Below are 20,662 nucleotides of genomic sequence, written 5' to 3' on the forward strand. Positions count from 1 at the left end.
CGCGTCGGTGGTCGTTGCCTGGGATCGCGAAGAGTCAGGCTGATCCGACGGTGTCCGCACGACCCGGATCCCGAGGCAGGCATCCCTCCGGGCGATCTCGAACCGCCCGCTGAGGATAGGCTGACCGGGGTGTGGACTGAAGAACATGGCGGTTACCCGGCCTTCGATCACGTTGACCCGACCTCGATCGAGGTAGCCCTCAAGAAGGGCATGGAGCTCAGTAGAGCCGAGATCGCGCAAATCGCGGGCGCGGCCGAGGCGCCGACCTTCGCCAACACGATCGCCGCGCTGGAGGACAGCGGCCGGGACCTCGGCCGCGCTCAGACGTTCTTCTACATCTTCACCTCGGCGATGAACGACCGGGCGATGCAGGTGCTGCAGACCGAGATGTCGCCCGTGCTCTCGGCCTTCGACGACGAGATCATTCAGGACTCCCGGCTCTTCGCCCGGATCAAGGCGGTCCATGACGGCCGGGAGACGGCCGGCCTGTCGCCGGAGCAGACACGCCTGGTCGAGAGCTACTACCGCAAGTTCACCCGGGAGGGCGCGGCGCTCGACGACGTCGACCAGGCCACCCTGAAGGACCTCAATCAGAGGCTCGCCTCGCTCTACACCAGGTTCAGTCAGAACGAGTTGGCCGACGAGGAGAACTACCGGCTCACCATCGAGACCGAGGCGGACCTCGAGGGGCTGCCCGCATCGGTGCGTGCGGCCGCCGCGGTGGCCGCCGAGGCGCACGGGGTCAAGGGCAAGTGGGTCTTCACCAACACGCGTTCCTCGATGGAGCCGTTCCTGTCCTACTCCGCCCGGCGCGACCTGCGGGAGCAGGGCTGGCGCATGTGGATCATGCGCGGGGGCAACGGCACGGCCACCGACAACAAGGCCGTGATCAGCGAGATCCTCCAGCTGCGAAGCCAGCGGGCCCGGCTGCTCGGTTTCCAGACGCACGCCCACTGGGCTGTCGAGAACAGCATGGCCAGGACCCCGCAGGCCGCCATGGATCTGATGCTGAAGCTCTGGGGCCCGGCTCTGCGGCGCGCCCAGGAGGAGATCGCCGACATGCAGGCGATCGCCGACCAGGCCGGCGACGGCATCACGATCGAGGCCTGGGATCACCGGTTCTATTCGGAGAAGGTGCGCAAGGCGAGGTACGACCTCGACCACAACGAGGTGAAGCTCTACCTGCAGCTCGACAACGTCCGTGACGGCATGTTCTGGGCCGCCGAAAAGCTCTACGGCCTGCAGTTCGCCGAGCTCGACGGTCTGCCGGTCTACCACGACGACATGTCGGTGTACGAGGTGACGCGCGACGGCAAGCGGGTGGGCCTGTGGTACTTCGACCCCTATGCCCGCGCCGGCAAGAGCTCCGGTGCGTGGATGAACGAGTACCGCACCCAGGAACGGTTCACGACCGAGATCACCCCGATCGTCTCCAACAACGCGAACTTCGTGAAGTCCGGCCCCGGCCCCGTCCTCATCTCCTGGGACGACGCCGTCACCATGTTCCACGAGTTCGGCCACGCCCTGCACGGCCTCAGCTCGGACGTCACCTATCCGCGCCTGGCCGGCACGTCGGTCAAACGTGACTTCGTCGAGTTCCCCAGTCAGATCAACGAGCACTGGTTCCCGACGCCGCAGGTGCTCAACCGGTTCGCCCTGCACGTCGAGACCGGCCAGCCGATTACCGCCGACCTGCTCGCCAAGATCCAGAACTCGCTGACGTTCAACCAGGGCTTCAGCACGGTCGAATACCTGGCCTCGGCGATCTACGACATGAAGATCCACTTGGCCGCGACGCCGGACGACACGATCGATCCGGACGCCTTCGAGAACAGCTGCATGGCCGAGATCGGGCTGCCGAGGGAAATCGTCATGCGCCACCGCCCGACCCATTTCGGGCACATCTTCGCGGGCGACGGATACGCGGCCGGGTACTACGTCTATCTCTGGGCCGATGCGCTCAGCGCCGACGCGTGGGAGCTGTTCGAACAGCAGGGTGTCTGGGACCCGGCCACCGCCAAGGCGTTTCTCGACGACATCCTGTCCGTCGGCGATGCCGTTGCGCCGGACGAGGCGTTCCGCAGATTCCGCGGCCGCGACGTCGACACCGAGGCCCTGATGCGGTTGCGCGGCTTCGCCTGACCGCTCTGCGGGCTTACCGCTGCCGCGACCGTCGCTCTGGCCTGCACGCCGTTGGATCCGGTCGGCGGTTGGCACATGCATCCAAGACGTGGTTGATGGCCGAGATGCGCAAAATTCGCGCAGCGATGAATCATCGTGGCCGTTCTCGCGACCTCGAAGCCGTCGTGACGGCAATCCGTGGGTGCGGGACCTGGCCGATCGGCGCCGCGGCTTTGCGTCGCGCGCGTGTGCACGCCGCTGCGGGAGCAACGGCGTGCACCGCGTCGGCGGTCAGTAGAACAGCTGGTTGCCCGCGTCCAGGCAGTTCCAGATCTGCAGGGCGCTGCCGTCGGCGGTCCCGTAGTCCTTCACGTCGAGGCAGTAGTAGTCGCTGTAGGTGCGGAAGTTGTAGACCGTCTGGGCACCGTTCGGCGTACTGGCGCTGCCGTACTTCCTGATTCCCCACAACTGGCTTCCGACCGTGGAGTCGGACAGCGACTTGCACGTCCACATCCACACCGGGTCACCGGCGTACTGGTTGTCGTCCTGCACGTCCAGGCACAGGCCGGTTTGGAGATTGCGCACCTGATACGAGTACGAGAGATCGTTGTTCTGATGGGTTCCGAGGCACCACCGCTGGTTGTTCGTCGGGCCGTTGGAGTGCCACATGTGCACGTAGCCGGGTGCGACGGTCTGGTACGGCGAAGCCTGGTCGATCACCACCGCCCGCCCCTGGGCGTTGCTGGCGGACAGGCCCGCGTAGAAGAAGGGACCGCGATTCCAGTACGAGCCGTAGGTGCTGCAAGCGGTGGCCGCCTGCGCCGCCGTCGCCGGGACGATGGCGAGCCCGGCGAGCGCGATGATGATGGCCAGCAACCTGACCGTGCGACTTCGGATGACACCTGACATTTCTTCCCCCGATCAGAGATGGATGGACTGGCGGGAATGCCGGAGTTTGGCGCGTACGACATCCCCTTCGGGATGGCGTAGGTCGGTGAGGATGTCCAGGGCACGCTGCCAGGCGACCCGGGCGTCGGTCAGGCGGCCGCTGTCGCGGTAGGTGTCGCCCAGCGCGGCGAGACACCGGCCCTCGTAGTAGCGCTCGCCGGCGTGATGCAGCAGGTCGGCGGAGCGTTCGTAGTAGGACACGGCGTTCTCGACCTCGTCGAGGTACTGGTGGATGTTGGCGACCATGGCCAGCGTGATGGCCTCCCCGCGCTGGTTGCCCAGCCGCCGGTGCAGCGCCAACCCCCGCAGGGACTTGTCGAGCGCCGCCCGGGGCCGGCCCACCTTGGCCTCGTGATAACCCAGCCGGGCCAGCGCGTCGGCCACGCCGGGCCGGACGCCGGCCTGCTCGTAGCAGTGCAGCGCCTGGCGGATGCGGTCGTACGCCTCCTGGTGCCGGTCCCATCTGTCCAGCAGCCAGGCCAGGTGGCTGTGGACGGTGGCCTGCCCGACCCGGTCGCCGATCTCGGTGAAGCCCGCCAGGGCGCGCTCGAACTCGGCGATGGCGTCGTCGTGGCGGCCGAGCCATCCGTGAGCGCGGCCCAGCCCGGCCGACGCGTGTGCCCGCCCGAGCCGGTCGCCGTGCGCGTCGGCGGCGTCGAGGGCCAGGCGCGCGACAACGGTCCAGTCCTGCCAGTGCCCGCGCCGGTCGAGATAGGTGGCGATGGCCCAGGCGAGCTGCCAGCAGGCGGCGGGCCGGTCGTGGTCGGCCGCGTACCGGATCGCGGCGAGCAGACCGGCGTGCTCCCGCCCGAACCAGACCAGCGCGGCCGCCGGATCGGCGTGCTGCTCGGTCACCACCGCCGGCGGCGGCGCCGGCAGGACGACCGGATCCCGGTACGGGTTGAGCTGCCGGTCCGCGGCGTGCGCGGTGTGCAGGTAATGCGCCAGCAGGCGGCGGACGCTCTGGTCCCGGTCGCCGTCGGCGAGCCGGGCCCGGGCCTGCTCGTGGGCGTACGCCCGCAGCAGGTCGTGGATGACGAACCGGCCGGGAAAGGGCTCGCTGAGCAGGCTGGCGCGGGTCAGCTCGGCCAGCAGCGCGAGGGCCTCGGGCGCTGTCCCGGCGGCCAGGCTGGCCGCGGCGGCGGCCGAGATCTCCGGGCCCGGATGCAGGCCGAGCAGCAGGAACATCCGCGCCGCCGCCGGGCTGAGGGCCGCGTACGAGCAGGAGAACACCGCGCGGATCTGACCCATCCGGTCGCCCGCGTCCAGCACGTCGAGCAGGCGGCTCGAGTCCGCGAGCTCGGCGGCGACCGCGGCCAGGGGAAAGCCGGTGACCTGTACGCGGGCAGCCGCGAGGGTCAGCGCGAGGGGCAGCCGGGCGCAGGCGCCGACGATCCGGGCGACCGCGGCCCGGTCGGTGTCGGCGGCCGCGGCTCCCAGCCGGGCCGCCAGCAGCTCGCGGGCCTCCCCGGCGGACAACACGTCGAGGGTGAGCGGGCGGGCGCCGTCCACGGCGACCAGGCCGGTCAGCTGGCTGCGGCTGGTCACCACCACGATGCCGGCGTCACCCGGCAGCAGCGGGCGTACCTGCTCGGCATCGCGGGCGTTGTCCAGCACGACCAGCATCCGCCGGCCGGCCAGCACGCTGCGGTAGAGGCCGGCCTGGGCCTGCACGCCCTCCGGGATCCGCTCGGCGGCCACGCCCAGCGCGTACAGGAAACCGCGCAGCGCCTCGCCCGGGTCCATCGTCTGTCCGCCGTCGTCGTAGCCGCGCAGGTTCACGTACAGCTGGCCGTCCGGGAAGCGGTGCCGCACGCGATGCGCCCAGTGCACCGCCAGAGCGGTCTTTCCCACCCCGGCCGTACCGGACACCGCGGTGATCACGATGGCCGGAGGGTGCCGGTCGGTGGCGAGCATGTCGTCGAGCCGGGCGATGTCGGCGGGAAGCAGGGCGGGCCGATCATCGGCAGCCCGCGCCGGGGGCGGGGACTCCTGGCGCAGGACCCGGCGATGCGCCTGCACCAGCTCCGGCCCTGGTTCGATCCCCAGCTCCTCGACGAGCCGGCGGCGGATCTCGGCGTACGCCTGGAGCGCGGAGGCCTGAAGACTGCCGGCCGCGAGGGCGGCGATGAGCCGGGCGTGCACCGGCTCGTGCAGCGGGCTCGTGGAGGCGAGCTCGCGCAGGCGGGGCAGGCACCGGCCGGCCTGCCCGGACGCGAGGGCCAGGTCGGCGAAGCGCAGGGTCGCCGCGATCCGCTCCTCGACCACGGCGGTGACGAGCGGATGATCGCGCAACTGCGCGACGTCGGAGAGCGGGCTGCCGCGCCAGAGCGCCAGCGCGTCGTCCAACAGATCGAGGGCCCGGACCGGCTCGGCGGCACGCGCCTGGCCGATCCGCCGGCGGAAGTCGGCCAGGTCGAGCCGGCCGTCGGCGAGGTTGAGCTGGTACCCGCCGGAGGTCCGGCTGATGATGTCGTCCGGCCCGGACCGCAACGCCGTGCGCAGCCGCGACAGGTACGTGTGCAACGCGTGTCTCGGGTCGGGTGGGATCCGGCCACCCCACAGCACGTCGGTCAGGTCCGAGGGGGAGACCGGGGTGTTGGCCGACAGCGCGAGCCGGCCCAGCACGGCCCGGCGCATGCTGCGCCCCACCGCCACGTCGGCCGTGCCGCGGCTCACCCGCAACGGTCCCAGCACGCGTACCCGTACCGGGTGGACAGTGCCGGTCTCCTCGGCGGCCCGGCGCAGTGTCATCTCGGTGTCGCCGGTCAGGCACAGGACGGCGACGATCGCGTCCACCGAATCTCGCTGCGGTCTCCTGGTTCGCCCCTGCTCCAGGTCGCGAATCGCCGCCACGCTGAGGCCGACCCGATCGGCCAGGCATTGCTGGCTCAGCCCGGCCGCCCGGCGCGAGGTACGCAGCAGCGCGCCGAACCCGCCCTGACCCAAGGTCTCGTCCACGCTGTACGTGCCCCCGCTTCGCCAGCCGCCGGGCACCCACCCTAATGGGTCTGGGTCGCAGGCTGTCGCGATGCGAGACTGACTACGCACGAGCTATGCACTCCCATACCTCGGGCTGCCATTCGATCGACGTCGATGCTACGAGGGTCTGCTCGCACTCGTCTGACAGTTCGCTACCCGTACCGTTCCTTGCGGCACCGAGGCTCTGATGTGGTTGCGTGGTGGCGTCGCCCGGCTTTTCTCCAGCGTCATGGCGTAGGCGCAGGAGGTGCGCCCGGCTCTCCTCACGCCCGGATCGGCCCCTGGCCGCGGCCGCCCTCGGGGGACGGCATCGCGGTCAGGGCCGGTGTGGGCGTGCGAACCGCGGACCCATGTTTTGTACCGATCGGTTGGAGGCAGCCTAGCCGGGTTTTGTACCGATCGGTAGAGACCTGGATCGCGTTTTGTACCGAGCGGTAGGATCGACGGGTGAGCGCCGAACAGCAGACCACCGGACGACCGCGGGCCTTCGACGAGCAGGCTGTCCTGCACCGCGCCGCCGAGGTCTTCTGGCGGCACGGCTACGACGGCACGTCGCTGCGCGCGCTGACCGACGCGATGGGCATCAACCGCCCCAGCCTGTATGCCACTTTCGGCAGCAAGGAGCAGCTGTTCAAGCGGGCCTTCGACCGCTATCACGACACCCAGGTGGCCACCGCCCGCGCCGCACTCGACCAGCCCAGCGCGTTCGCGTCCATCGAGGCGTTCCTGCGCTCCAGCGCCGACGGTCTCACCGCCGACGGCAAACCCGCCGGCTGCTTCTCCATCCAGGGCGGCCTGGCCTGCTCCCCGGAGAACGCGCGCATCTCCGAGGCGTTGGCCGCCGGCCGCGCCGCCACCGAGGCCGCGCTGCGGGAGCGCCTGTCCCGCGCGGCCGCTGAGGGCGACCTCCCGGCCGGCGTCGACCCCGCTGCGCTGGCCCGCTTCGTCATGGCGCTCAGCGAAGGCCATGCCGTCCACGCGGGCGCCGGTGCCAGCCGCGCCGACCTGCACGCCTCGGTCGACATCGCCATGCGCGTGCTGGCCCGAAGCGAACAGTGACGTCGATCCACCTCCCGGCGTTGCGCGGGTACTGACGTACGGGATTCGTCAGGATGCGTCGTCGATGGTGTGCCATCCGTTGGTGGCGCACTGCGTCTGCAGCGCCGTCGTAGAGCTGCTGCTGTCCCCGGCGGCTGAACAGGGGGCCGGGGAGCTGACCAGGGGAAAGGTGCGGGGACGCCGGGATCGGGCGCCCCTGCACCGGATCGGTAGAACGCTGGGTGCGCATCGGCCGCGGGCGATCGGCGGTGTCCGATGGGGCGGCTGCTGCGCGTTGCCGTGGCCACCTGCGTACCCGGAAATCGTCGTTTGATTTTGATCGGGTCTTGGTGTGCCTCGCCACGTGCCGCGGTTCCGCTTATGACCTGTTCGACCGATGGCGGCGCAATGCGTGTTCGTCCGCATTGGAGTGAAGGTTCTTGCAGCCGGGCGGTGACATCGGCCGATGGGCTGATGTGGCGCGCCGCCGGGGCGCTCGTAGCGTTGCATGCGGTCATGCTTCCGTCACCCCGGGGGAGGATCCGTGTTGAAGAACGATTCATCACCCAGCTACGAGCAGCTGTTCGGCGAGTTGAACTTCAGGACGGACGACGACGCGCGATCCGTCTGTTCCCCGGCGGCCTACCTGGTCGAGCTGCTCGGGCTGATCGAGGAGTCCTTCGACCGGCCGTCGCTGCTGGAGCGCCGGCCGGACCTGCGCAGTGTGGTGCTCGACGCGGACAACACGTTCGTCGAGACGCCCTATCTGGACATCGTCAACGAGGTCCTGGAGCGGCTGGTCGGCACCGACCCCTACCAGACGCTGCGCACCGGCATTCACCCGTTCGGGCTGCCGTTCTCGTTGCGCAACGAGCGGCTGCGCAGCTGCCTGAGCTATCTGCGGGTGACGCCCGAGGAGCTGTACCGGCTGTTCGCGGCCGAGGCGGACCACGACCTGGTGGCCCGGGAGTACCTGCGCCTGTCCGCCGAGGACGTCGCGGTGGTGACCACGCAGCTGCCGGACGAGGCCGCCGTCCGGACCGCCTACGGGCTGCCCGCCGACGGCGTCCTCGCCGACCTGCAGGACGTCGTGCGGTTCAGCGCGGCTACCGGCCTGCCCGGCGCCCAGGTGCGGGAGCTGGTCGCGATCAGCCCGCAGGCGGTGACGATGGCCGCCGACGGCACGCGGATCGAGCCGGCCGCCGGGGCGGGCGCCGTCGGGGTGGACTGGTTCGAGCCGGCCCACCGGCTGATCCGGCTGGCGCGGATGAGCGGGCTGAGCCTGACCGACCTCGGCCTGGTCGTGACGAACTGCTGCGCCGGGCGCATCGACGCGGCGGCGCTGCGCACCGTCGCCGTCGCGGTGCGGCTGCGGCGCGAGCACGACCTGACCGCTGAGCAGGTCTGCGAGCTGGCCGGTGCGGTGGACCCGGCGGTGATCGAGGGGTGCGCGGGGGACCTGATGGCGCCCCGCAACCGCGACTACCGGGCCCGGCTGGCCGCAGCCGTCGAGGTCGCCGAGCGCGACATCGCCACGATCGTGCGGCGCTACCGCGAGCGGTACAGCGCGCAGCAGCCGAGCCCGTTCGACCGGGGGGAGATCGGGCAGGCGGAGATCACGCTGCTGCGCCGGGTGGCCCGGCTCGCCACGGCACTCGGCATCGCCGTCGACGAGCTGTTCGACGTGCTGGTGGCGCTGGAGAGCGACCCGTCGCTGCCGCGTTACAGCACGTTCGTGGTGCTGGGCGCGGCGCCGGCCGGCACGCGCGACTACTACCGGGTGCTCTCGGGCGGCGATCCGGCGGCCGGGCTGTGGCTTTCCCAGGTGCTGTTCGCCGTGGTGAGCTGGATGCAGGCCACCGGGTTCGCCGCGAGCGAGCTGGCCGAGATCCTCGGCGGGCGCCCGGAGCCGGCCGACGGCGAGCAGGTCGCGGTGCTGGAGACGATCCGGCGCGCCTTCGACCCGGTGGCGTTGAGCGCCGAGGTGTTCGTCTCGGATCGGTTCTCCGAACGCGCCGCGACGGTGATCCACGACGTGCTGACCGCCTACGACACGGCCGTGGTCTCCGGCCGCGACGACCGGCTGCTGCGCCTGGACCCGGCGGGGGTGCCGGCCGCGGCCTACGACGCGGTACGCGACCTGGGCGTGCTGGCCGCGGAGGACTTCACCGGGCTGGGCCTGGACCAGCGGCTCACCGCGAAGATCTACGCCAACCTGGTGCACCTCGGGGTGTTGCGGGCCGACGGCACTCTCGCCGTCGAGTCCACCGCCGGCCTGCGTCTGGCCAGCGACTTCAGCGTGTGCGCCGAGATGCTGTTCAAGACGATCAGCTCGGTGGTCAACGGAACCGCGTCGCTGTTCCCGTCGGACCTGGTGGCGCTGGACAACCTGACGCCGCCACAACAGGCCGAGCTCTACCACAACCTGATCTTCAACGGCTACCTGGACGAGGCCGGCGACCTGCGGCAACCCGACTTCTTCCTGGACGCCGCGAACCTCGCGCAATTCGCCGTCAACGTCGACCTCGACGACGTCGCCGCATCGGTGTGGCAGCTGCTCGACGCCCGGATGGCCGGCTTCCGCGCGCAGCCGCTGCTGATCGACCCGCAGATCTTCGCCGACCTGCGGCTGAGCGGGGCGCAGCTGGCGGCGCTGACCGAGAGCCTGCGGTTCAACGGCTACCTCGACGAGGCCGGCGCCTACCGGGACAAGCCGGCCCTGCAGCGGCTGGCCGTCGCCGACTTCCGGCTCGCCCTGGCGTTCTATCCGCACCGTAGGGCCGTCCTGGACGCGATGCGGGCGCAGATCGCCGCGTTGCGGGCCGAGCTGTACACGTTCACCCCGGACGACTTCGTGCCGCTCGCCGACGCCGCGATGGGCCAGCGGGTGCTCACGGCGCTGCAAGCCACCTGTCTGAGCGACGATCGGGTGCGCGACGAGGCGCTGTTCGCCGACCCGGACGCGGTGCTCGACCTCGGCGCCGGCTTCACCGACGGGGAACAGCGGACCGTCTTCGATCAGATCGCCACGGTGCTCGACGACCAGCGGCCGTACCGGATCAGCGGCGAGGCGCTCGCCGAGCTCGGCCTCACCGGCGACGAGCAGGATCAGCTCGTCGCGCAGCTGACCGGCATGGGCCTGCTCGACGAGGCCCGTGCGGTGGCGCCGGACTGGCTGGCGTACTTCGGCAACGCCGGCAACGCGCTGGACTTCGCGCTGCCCGGGCTGGAGGACTACCGCACCGACATCTTCTTCGTGCTGCACGCCGTGGCGGGCGAACAGCAGGCGGCGATCACCGAGATCGGCGCGCGCCTGACCGACTGCGCGCAGGCGCAGCGCGACGCCTTCGCCGGTGCGCTGGCCGACGCGTTCGGCGTGCCGGCCGGCCCGGCCGCCGCGATCGCCGAGGCGGTGACCGGCGGCCCGGCGCAGGCGCTCGACGTCCTGCTGGCACCGGTGCTGGCGGCCGCCGACGCCGCCGGCGGCCAGGTGCGGGCGGTCCCGGCCGATCCGCACTTCCGGTTCGCTTTCCGGCGGGTGCGCCGGTTCGCGTTGCTGGCCGGCAAGCTCGGCCTGGATCCGGCCGAGATCGCCGCCGTGTTCACCGACCAGGACCTGGTGGGCAAGTTCGGCGAGCATCTGGTGCTGCCGCCCGGGGTGACCCGCTTCGACACGGTGCTGGACAGCTTCGACGGCACGATCTACGCGTTCAGCGCCGGGGCCTACTGGACCTACTCGGCGAGCACCTACGCCCTGGCCGACCCGGCGCCCAAGCCGCTGCCGCAGCTGTCGGCCCGGTTCGAACCGCTGGTGCGGATGGACGCCGCGTTCCGCTACGACGCCGGCACCGAATGGCTGGTCGGCCGGGACGCGCAGGGCGCCTCGCACGCGTTCACCCGCGCGAAGGGCAGCACCCGCTGGGTGCCGCGCGAGCAGCTCTGGGGCCGGATCCGCAACAACTTCGACGACCCGGCGCGCCTCGACGCCGGCTTCGTCGACGCCGACGGCCACACCTACCTGTTCTGCGGCGACCAGTACGTGCGCTACTCGGGCACCGACTTCGACGTGGTCGACGAGGGCTACCCGCGCGACACCGCGCAGTGGTGGGAGCGGGAGGAGCTGGGCGCGCCGTTGCCGGCGGCCTTCCGCGCCGCGATCGACGCCTGTTTCCAGGACCGCGACAACCGGATCCACCTGTTCGCCGGCGACCAGTGGCTGGCCGGCGGGTCCGGCCGGCCGCCGCAGCCGATCGCCGAGTTCTGGGGAAAGGTCCGCAACAACTTCGAGCACGCGAGCCGGATCGACGCCGCCGCGGCCGACGGGCCGGTGGTCCGGTTGTTCGCCGGTGACCAGCAGCTCGCGTACTCCGACTGCGTCGAGAACGACGGCGTCCGGGCCGACGAGGGCTACCCGCGCCGGATCGCCGACGTCCCGCCGGCGTTCGAAAGCCGGGTCGACGCGGCGTTCGTCGACGCCGAGGGCGTGACCCACCTGTTCAAGGACGACCGGACGGTCGCGCTGGGCGGCTCGGACGCCGCGGTGGTGCCCACCGCGCAACGGTGGGGTGTGCTGCGCCCGGCACTGCCCGGCGGCAAGGTGGACGCCGGCTTCGTGGGGCTCGACGGCAAGACGTACGTGTTCAGCGGCGAGACCTATCTGCGCTACTCCAGCGCCGACTACGCCGTGGTCGACTCCGGCTATCCGCGCCTGATCCGCCGGGACTGGGGCGGGCTGGACCGGGTGGACGCGTCGGTGGTGCTCGACGGCCGGGCCTACCTGTTCGGCGTGGGCGGGCTGCTGTTCGACCTGCCGCCGGGGCTGGACCCGAGCACAGTGACCCCGGCGCTGCGCAACCGGCTCGCCGAGTACGGGCTCACCCCCGCCGACGCGCAGGGCGCGGCGCCCGAGTGGCGCATCCGCACCGAGCAGGGCATCACCTTGACCGTGCGGCAGGAAGGCAAACGCACCAAGGTCTTCGGCGACGGCTCCCGGTTCTACGTGCGCTACTCCTCCGCCGACTACACCACCGCCGACGCCGGCTACCCCAAGCCGCAGACCGACAACTGGTGGAACCTGCCCGACGGCATCGAGTTCGGACCGGTCGACGCGGTCTTCACCGGCCGCGACGAGCGCACCTACCTGTTCTCCGAGGGCCGGTTCATCGTCTTCGACGCCCGGCACCGCTGGTGGTCCGAGCCGCAGCGCCTGCTCGCGCATTGGGACAGCCTGCCGTTCACCGCGGTCGACGCCGCGTTCGTGGCTCCGGACGGGCGCACCTACCTGTTCCACGACGACCAGTACGTGCGCTACTCGGGCAGCGACTACACCCAGGTCGACGACGGCTATCCACGTACGACCGGCACGTTCTTCGGCCACGTCGTCAACCACATCGGGCGCACCGGCCGGGTGGACGCCGCGCTGGTCACCGACGTGACCGAGAGCGTCGACGGGGTCGACGTGCCCCGCAGCTACACCTACCTGTTCTCCGGCGACCAGTACGTGCGCTACGGCGGCGGCGACTATGCGGTGGTGCAGGACGGGTACCCGCGCGCGCTCGGGCAGCTCAGCTCCGAACCGGGGCTGGCCGCGCTCGACGTGACGCTGGACGCGGTGGACGCCGCCTTCGCCGACCGGCGCAACACCTACCTGGTACGCGGTGGCACCTGCCACGTGGTGTCGGCCAGCGCCTACCGCCGCTACGACGACATCGCGTGCCTGCCGGGCATGAGCTGCGCCTTCCTCGAGAACGGCTCGGTGCTGGTGCAGAAGCCGGAGGGCTGGATGCGCCGCTCCGCCCTGGAAGGGCGCTCGGTCAGCGCGACACCGTTCAGGCCGCGCACGCTGCGCACCGTGCCGGCGAAGTTCCGCACCGGCCTGGACGCGGTGCTGACCGGCGCGGACGGCAACACCTACCTGTTCCAGGGGCCGTCGTGCTTCAACGTCCGGCTCAACCGGGAGTACCCGATCACCGAGGAGTGGGGCCGGCCCCGCAACACGATCTTCCAGAACAACGTGGTGGACGCGGCGTTCGTGGGGCGTGACGGGAAGACCTACCTGTTCAGCGACGACCAGTTCGTGGTGTATCCGGACGCGGCCGCCACCACGATCGAGGGCGACCCGCGGCCGATCGGTGAATGGGCCGGGCTGACCAGCGTGGGCCTGGCCTACGTACGGGCCGGCGTGACGTACCTGTTCGAGAAGCCCGACGACGCGGGGCGGATGCGGTGCGTGGCCTACTCCGGCTGCGACTATCGCAGGCCCGACGACGGCTACCCGATCAGCGTCGACGCCGGTCACTGGCAGGCGCCCGGGGACTTCGGCATTCCCGACGCGGTGCTGTTCGAGGGCGAGACCATGCTGCTGCTGCGGGACCGGCAGTGCCTGTCCTACAACGAGAAGACCGACGCGTGGTCCTATCCGCGCCCGATCGAGCGGGTGTGGCCCGGCTTCGGCCAGCTGTTGGCCGGCCGGCCCGAGGACCGGTTGCGTACCGCCTTCACGGCGGCCGACGGCGCGACCTACTTCTTCGCCGGCGAGCGCTACGCCCGCTACGCCGACGGGGTTTTCGCGCCGCCGGCGCAGGTGCGCGAGCGCTGGGGGCTCTCGCGTAACCCGTTCATCCCGGCCGGCGGCGGCGCGACGGTGGATGCCGCGTTCGTGTGGCGCGGCGAGCACACCTACCTGTTCTCGCGGGAGAACTATGTCCGCTACACCGGGCCCGACTACCAATACGTCGACCCCGGCTATCCCAAGCGCATCGCCGGCAACCTGCGCACCGAGGAGCCGTTCGCCAACCTGCCCGAGTCGTTCGAGGACGCCCTCGATGGCATCGACGCGGTGGTGGCCAACGACCGCACCGTGTACCTGTTCATCGGCGGGGTCTGCCACGTCGTCTCGCACCGGATGAGCGGCACCGTCGGCATCGCCGCGCTGGGCCGGGTGCGCAACACCATCGCCGAGCGGCAGCGGGTCGACGCCGCGCTGGTCGCCGACGGGCGCACCTACCTGTTCTCGGGCGACCAGTACGTGCGCTACTCCGGCCCCGACCAGACGAGCGTCGACGACGGCTACCCGAAGTCGATCGGCGACGCCCTGCCGCACGAGCTGGGCCTGCCGCCGCTGCCGGACGAGTTCGCCGACGGCCTGGACGCCGCGATCCACCTGCCGGACAACCGGAGCTACCTGTTCAAGGGCCGGGACTTCCTCGACCGGGGCAAGCTGCTGCCGGTCAAGGGCGCCTGGGGCACCGTCGGCAACGCGTTCACCACCGGCGCGCCCGGCATCGACGCCGCCTTCGTGGCACCGGCCGGCGAGCTGTACGCGTTCCGCGCAGGCCAGTACGTGCGGTATCCGGCCGGCGCGCTCACCGCAGCCGAGCAGGACCGGCCGGCCCTGGCCGAGGAGGGCTTCCCGCGCACCGTCGTCGACGACTGGGGTGAGCTGCCGGACGACTTCGAGCAGGGCCCGGACGGCGCCTTCACCTTCGAGGGCCGCACCTACCTGGTCAAGGGCGAGCGTTACGTGCGCTACGCCGAGGGCCGCTACGACCGCATCGAGCGCACCTTCCCGCAACAGTTCGCGCACCGCTGGTCGTCCACGGCCGACTACCGGCTCAGCGACGTGCACACCATCGCCCGGTTCGTGCAACTGGCCCGGGCCCACCCGGACGGGCTCGCCACGGTGCTGAGCGACGGGGCCGAGGACCCGTACGCGTACCTGTCACAGCTGTTCGGCTGGGACGCCGAGCAGCTGCGCTGGGCCCGCCGCAACAGCGCCCTGTTCACCCGGGCCACCGGCGAGGAACCCCGGTTCGAGATCGAGTTCCTGCTCGCGCTGGCCGACGCGTTCGCGCTCACCGACCGGCTGGGCGCGCCGCTGAGCCAGGTGCACGCCGAGGTCTGGTCGAAGCTCTACGGCAGCACCGTGGACGTGGACGCCGCCGCGGACGCACTGCAGCGGATGCTGCAGCGCCGCACCGGCGCCGCCGACTGGGTCACCCTGTCCGCGCAGATGCACAATGAGCTCAACGTGCTCAAGCGTGACGCCCTGGTCCCCGCGGTGATCCAGCAGCACCCGGAATTCAGCTCCTCGCGGGAGCTGTTCGAGCGGCTGCTCATCGACGTCGACATGGGCAGCGCCGGCACCACCTCCCGGGTGCGGGAGGCGATCGCGGCGACCCAGCTGTTCCTGCACCGCTGTCTGCTCGACCTGGAGGCGGTCACGCTGCCCGCCGGCACCGACCCGGACGCGGTGCGGCAGCGGTTGAAGCGCTGGTGGAGCTGGATGCGCAACTACCGGGTCTGGGAGGCCAACCGCAAGGTCTTCCTCTACCCGGAGAACTACCTGCGCCCCGAGCTGCGCGATCACCAGACGCCGGCCTTCCACGCGCTGGCCAACGACCTGCTGCAGGGCGAGATCACCGACGCGGCGGTCCGCACGGCGTACAAACGCTACCTGGACGAATACACCGAGGTCTCCCGGCTGGCGATCGCCGGTGGCTACGTGTACGTCCCCGACGACGTGCCGGCCGGTACCCGGCGGCTGGTGCTGTTCGGCCGCACCCGCACCGAGCCGCGGCGCTACTACTACCGCAGCGCCGAGTTCCGCGACGGGGACAAGATCTCCGCCTCCTGGGATCCGTGGCTCAAGGTCGACGTGCAGATCGACGCGGAGCGGGTCGACCCGGTCCACGCGTTCGGCCGGGTGTTCGTCTTCTGGCCGGTGATCGAGACGGTGCTGCCCGACGACCCGGCCAAGACCGTCATCGTCGCCACCCACGACGGCGACGCGCAGAAGGTGACGGCGCCGCCGCCGAAGTACCGGGTCCGGATCCTCTACTCGTTCGGCAACCTCAACCAGCAGTGGGTGCCGGCCCAGGTGCTCGCGATCGACACGGCCCAGGACGGTCCGATCTCCGAGGTCAACCTCAACGTGCAGGCGTCGCGGTCGGTGCCGGGCGGTCCGCCCGGTGACCACGACGCGATCGTGGTCTCCTGCTCCTACACCGTGGCGGGCGCGAGCGTCGGCTCGTGCTTCACGCTGACCCCCGAGCTGTACGGGCTGCGCTCGGGCGACCCGGTGTTCCCGCCCAAGACCGCCGACCTGAGCCGGATCTTCGCCGAGCCGGACACCAGCCCGATCGATCTTCGGGTGGTGCGGTTCAACGCCCCGGCCGACTCCGAGGACGGGCCGTGGGTCAGCGTCGACCACAAGGGTGGCAGTTTCCTGTGCCGGCCGATCATCTCGCCGGCCGAGCCGGCGACCCTGCAGCAGCTGCGCGGCAACGAGCTGCGGCTGCCGACCACCTGGGAGCGCATCGACGCGGCGTTCGAGCTGGCCGGCACGTATCTGGTGTGCTTCGACAACACCGGCCGGCGCTTCGTCACCGCGCCGCCGGGCAAGGCGAGCACCGGCCGGGCCACCCAGGCGATCGGCGAACGGTGGGGTCTGATCGACACCAACCTGATTCGCACCGGAAAGGTGGACGCCGTACTGGCCCGCCGCGATCACCTGTTCGTGTTCTCCGGCTCGGAGTACTACCGCTACCCGGCCGACGCCCTGGGCCAGCTCGACCCCGGCTATCCCCGACGCATCGCCGCCAACACGGAGAACCTGCCACCCTGGTCGCGGATCGACATCGCCTGCACCGATGCCGACGGCACCGAATACTTCTACTCGCGGACCGCGAACGTGGTGTCCACCTCGGCCGACCTGACGGTCGGGCGCGAACTGAGCCTGGTGTGGCCGATCGCCCCCGAGCTTCGGCCGGACACCGCCGCGTACGCCGGCAATCGGGCCTTTTTGATCTTCGGCGACCAGTACCTGGCGGTGGCACCCGGCGGTGAGGCCACCCTGCTGCCGCTGGCCGGCAACGAGATCGGCCTGCCCCAGACGCCGTCCGGGCCGTCCATGCCCTACGCCAATGGCCTGGTGCAGTTCAGCAGCACCGAGAACCTGCACGTCGTGCTGGCCCCGGGCCAGGACGACCACCAGCGACCGAACTTCAGCCTGGGCATCGTCGCGACCACCATCAACCGCGCCAACCGGGTGGACGCGGCCTACCGCGACGGTGAACACCTCTACCTGACCGCGGGCGACGAGTTCGTCCGGTACACGGTGACCGCGGACGCGGTCCCCGACTTCATCGACGACGGCTACCCGAAGAAGATGGCCCAGCCGATCACCGGGGCGTTTCGCCGCAACGGGCAGCGCTACGTGCTCAGCGGATCCCGGTACGCGCCGCTGCCGGAGGGCGCCGAGCTGGACACGCCGCTGTCGTTCGCGCCGATCCGGGGCAGCTGGCGAGGGCTGCCGGCGGAGATCCCCGCGCTGCTGGCCGGCACCATGGACACCGACGACGTGCTGTACTTCTTCGTCGCCGGCGGCCGGTACGCCGCCTATCCGGCATCGAGCACATCGCCCTACGAGATCGCGGCGCTGCCGCACGAGATCATCCGGCTGACCTCCAGCACCGCGTACGAGTTGAACCGCCGGCTGCTGGTCGGCGGGGTGGACGCGCTGCTCACCCCGCAGACCCAGCAGATCGACGAGCTGCCCGGGTTCAGCGCGACCCACTCCGACGCCACCACGATCCGGGTCACCTCGTCGGCGCTGACCACCGGGGTGCCGGCCAGCTCCCACCTGGACTTCACCAGCGCCAACGGCGGCTACTACTGGGAGATCTTCTTCCACGCGCCGCTGCTGATCGCCCAGGCGCTCAACGGCGCCCAGCGCTTCGCCGAGGCGCGCCGCTGGTACGAGTACGTCTTCGACCCGACCGAGCGCACCGACTACTGGCGGTTCCTGCCGTTCCTGGCCGTCGACGTGGACGCCCTGGTGGCCGGCTGCCGCGGCGACCTGGACGAGCTGGGCGACGACGCGGTGCGCGGCGCGCTGGAACCGGTGCTGCGCACGGTGGCCTCGATGGCCCCGGCCTTCAACCAGGCCCGGGAGCTGACCGCCGCCGAACTGGCCGCCCTCGACGAGCTGGCCGGTGCCGGGCTGGACGCGGTGAGCGCGGCGCTGGCCGTGCCGGCACCCACCGAGGTGGTGCGCAGCCTGGGCGAGCGGGTCGCGCTGATCGCCCGGCTCGGCCGCCAGTACGACCTGATGGGCGACCGGGGGAGCCTGGTCAAGGCCTACCTGGACGACCCGTTCGACCCGCACGCGATCGCCGAGCTGCGCCCGGGCGCCTACCGGCGTTCGGTGGTGATGGCCTACATCGACAACGTGCTCGACTGGGCCGACCTGCTGTTCCGCCAATACACCGCGGAAAGCCTCGACGAGGCGCGGATGCTCTACATCCTCGCCTACGACCTGCTCGGCCCTCGACCCTACGACCTGGGCGCGCGGGCGTTGCCGCCGGCGGCCAGCGTGGCAGTACTCGACCCCGCGCCGGCCGATCAGCCGGCCGCGCTCGACCACCTGACCGGCGGCGGCACGTTGCTGCAGGGCGCCGGATCGGTGCACGCGGGCGTGGCCAACCCCTACTTCTACGTGCCGGACAACAGCACGTTCTTCGAGTACTGGACCCGGGTCGAGGACCGGCTGCGCAAGATCCGGCAGTCGCTGGACATCATGGGCGTCAGCCGTCCCGTACCCCTGTTCGAGCCGCCGGCGGACGTGCTGGCGCTGGTGCGCGGCGCGGCCGCCGGCCTGGCGCCGGACGAGGTGGCGACCGGCCCGGCCGTGCCACTGCCGCACTACCGGTTCGACGTGCTGCTGCGTAAGGCCCAGGACCTGGTCGAGCGGCTGCGCCAGTTCGGTGGCGACCTGCTGGCCACGACGGAGAAGCGCGACGCCGAGGAGCTGGCGTTGCTGCAGCAGCGCCACGAGGCGGCGATCCTGGCCCTCAACCGCGGCACCAAACAGGCCGAGGTGAGCATCGCCGCGCAGCACCTGCTGGAGATGCGGGCCGCGCGCGACGGTGCCGCCGGCCGCGTCCAGCACTACGAACAGTTGCTGGCGGCCGGGCTGTCCGCGGTGCAGCAGGCGCAGATCGAGATGATGTCCGCCGGCGCCAACGCCCACCTCGCCGCCAGCGGGCTCAAGATCGGTGCCGCGATCGCCAAGGGCGTGCCGGAGACGCTGATCGGGCCGTTCATCATGGGCCTCAAGGAGGGCGGCGAGGAGTTCGGCGGCGCGCTGGAGGTCGGGGCGGACGTCGCCTCGACGCTGGGCGAGGGCCTGAGCATGCTCGGCGAGATCCTCGGCATCCAGGCCGACCAGGCCCGCACGGTCGAGGACTGGACCGTGCAGCTGGCCACCGCGCGCACCGACGTGGTCCAGACCGGCTACCAGGTGGCGGTGGCCGAGCAGCAGGTGGCGATCGCGCAGCGCGAGCTCGACATCCTCGACCTGCAGGCGGCCAACAACGAGGCGGTCGCCACGTTCCTGACCGGCAAGTTCGCCGGTGCCCAGCTCTACCAGTGGATGGCCGGCCGGCTCTCCGGCATGTATTTCCAGACCTACCACCTTGCGTACGAGACGGCCCGCGCCGCCGAGCGCGCGTACCAGTTCGAGCAGGGCGCCGACGACGGCGACGGCGGCTTCATCCGGCCCACCTCCTGGGAGAGCCGGCGCCAGGGCCTGCTCGCCGGCGAGAACCTGGCACTGGATCTGGAGCGGCTGGCGAAGGCGTACGCCGACGGCAACCGCCGGGGCCTGGAGATCACCAAGCGGGTCTCGCTGCTCGACCTGGACCCGCTGGCCCTGCTGGCGCTGAAGAACACCGGGCGCTGCGAGTTCGCCCTCACTGAGGCGCTGTTCGACCGGGACTTCCCCGGCCACTACCGGCGTCAGATCCGTACGCTCAGCGTCTCGTTCGACACCGACCAGGGGCCCGTGGGGATCAACGCCACCCTCACCCAACTGGACAACCGGACGGTGACCGGGCCCGACCCGAGGGCGGTCAAATTCCTGCTGGAGCCGCAGGGCTCGCCGCCGGCGACGCTGCGCAGCGACTGGCGGGCCAGCCAGCAGATCGCCCTGTCCGACCTCGAGCCGGGCCGGGACAACAACGGCCTGTTCGAGCTGCGTTTCGACGACGAGCGCTATCTGCCGTTCGAGGGCACCGGGGTGGTCTCCCGGTGGCGGCTGGACACCGGCGGGCACCGGCCACCGGCCGAACTGCTGGACGTGAGCGTCACCGTCAAATACAGCGCCGAAACCGGCGGGGAGAGCTTCGCCACCGCGGTCAAGGGCATGCTCAAGCCGCATCCGGCGGCCCGCTACTTCGACGTGGCCACCGACTTCCCGGACGCCTGGCAGCAGTTCCAGGGCGACGGCACCGACGAGCTGGTGCTGCCGATCACCGCGGACCTGCTGCCGGAGATCAGCGGCCGGCAGATCACCGGCATCTACGCCCGTTACCAGCTGACCCCGGGCGGAGCCGCCCGGTTCCTGCTCGACGGGGACCGGCAGACCGCGCTGCCCGACGGCAAGCTGCTGACGACATCCGGGCTGTCCCTAGGCGTGAACGGGCTGACGCTGCGGCTGGACGGCGACAAGAGCGCGCTCACCGGCGTCGGCCTGGTACTGGCCTACCGGGCCGGCGTCTGAGCAACGGAGGAA

The 20,662-nt window shown here is 71.2% G+C and carries 5 protein-coding genes; 3 read left to right on the forward strand and 2 right to left on the reverse strand.

The features are described 5' to 3' along the window. Positions 1-129: 129 nt before the first annotated feature. A complete protein-coding gene (locus L3i22_RS20345) occupies positions 130-2,142 on the forward strand; it encodes a M3 family metallopeptidase (protein WP_221328536.1) in 2,013 nt (670 codons plus the stop codon). Between the two features lie 270 nt (positions 2,143-2,412). On the opposite strand, the gene L3i22_RS20350 is transcribed toward L3i22_RS20345, so the two are convergent. Both L3i22_RS20350 and L3i22_RS20355 read right to left on the reverse strand, forming a co-directional pair. Further along, positions 2,413-2,997 (reverse strand): RICIN domain-containing protein, encoded by a 585-nt coding sequence (locus L3i22_RS20350; protein WP_221328537.1) that lies wholly within the window; start codon positions 2,995-2,997, stop codon positions 2,413-2,415. A gap of 45 nt (positions 2,998-3,042) precedes the next feature. After that, positions 3,043-6,030 carry a BTAD domain-containing putative transcriptional regulator gene (locus L3i22_RS20355; RefSeq protein WP_221328538.1) on the reverse strand — a complete coding sequence of 996 codons (2,988 nt, stop codon included), beginning with the start codon at positions 6,028-6,030 and terminating at the stop codon, positions 3,043-3,045. 468 nt (positions 6,031-6,498) lie between these two features. Here L3i22_RS20355 and L3i22_RS20360 point away from each other — a divergent pair, with 468 nt between their 5' ends. Then, positions 6,499-7,110 carry a TetR/AcrR family transcriptional regulator gene (locus tag L3i22_RS20360; RefSeq protein ID WP_221328539.1) on the forward strand — a complete coding sequence of 204 codons (612 nt, stop codon included), beginning with the start codon at positions 6,499-6,501 and terminating at the stop codon, positions 7,108-7,110. 523 nt (positions 7,111-7,633) lie between these two features. Beyond that, complete coding sequence (locus tag L3i22_RS20365; protein WP_221328540.1) at positions 7,634-20,650, forward strand: hemopexin repeat-containing protein; 13,017 nt, start codon at positions 7,634-7,636, stop codon at positions 20,648-20,650. The last annotated feature ends 12 nt before the right edge of the window (positions 20,651-20,662 follow it).

The organism is Actinoplanes sp. L3-i22 (genome assembly GCF_019704555.1).
Lineage (GTDB): Bacteria > Actinomycetota > Actinomycetes > Mycobacteriales > Micromonosporaceae > Actinoplanes.